At 63.9% G+C, this 667-nt stretch carries 1 protein-coding gene; it reads right to left on the minus strand.

Translation table 11 applies throughout. The features are described 5' to 3' along the window. Positions 1–665 (minus strand): poly(3-hydroxyalkanoate) depolymerase (gene phaZ, locus AWB81_RS43925; RefSeq protein WP_087135642.1); only part of this gene is annotated, 665 nt, incomplete at its 3' end. Positions 666–667 lie beyond the last annotated feature (2 nt).

Consider the following 667-nt stretch of genomic DNA (forward strand, 5'->3'; position numbering starts at 1 on the left):
GCGAGAATCTTCGCGTTGACGAGCGGCACGATGGGGTCGTCGTCACCGTGCATGACGAGCGTTGGCTGGCGCAGGCAGCCGAGCCAGAGCAAGCTGCTCCAACCCCACACCGCCAGCAACTGGTACACGTAGCCACGCCCGCCCGGCGCCTGAATATGACGTCCGTGTTCCTTCAGCAACTCGGGATCGCTCCGGTATACACCGCCATAGATCTCCGCGCCGACCTCCTGCAAAAACTCCGGGTCCTTATAGCGGCGGGACCCTATCAGCTTGGAAAGCACGGAAATCCGGCCGGGCACCATGATGACGCCCGGCGAGGTGGAAGCAAGCACCAGCCGCCGGCAACGCGACGGATACTGATACGCGAACTGCTGCGCGAGCGCCCCACCCCACGACACGCCGAGCACGTCCACCGGTCCCGCATAGCCGAGCTTCACGAGCAGTTTGTCGGTCAGCACCGACAGCGTGGAGAATCGATACGGCGCGAGCGGCGCGGGCGATCCGCCCACGCCCGGAATATCGAACATCACGACTTCCACATCGCCAAGCGCATCGACGAACGGCTGGACCAGTTCGAGATTGGCGCCGATGCCATTGAAGATCACGAGCGGCGGCGAAGCATCGCTGCCTCGCCAGATGCCGACCCGCAGCAATTGACCTTCCAGAA

It is taken from the genome of Caballeronia arationis, assembly GCF_001544975.2.
GTDB classification, from domain to species: Bacteria; Pseudomonadota; Gammaproteobacteria; order Burkholderiales; family Burkholderiaceae; genus Caballeronia; species Caballeronia arationis.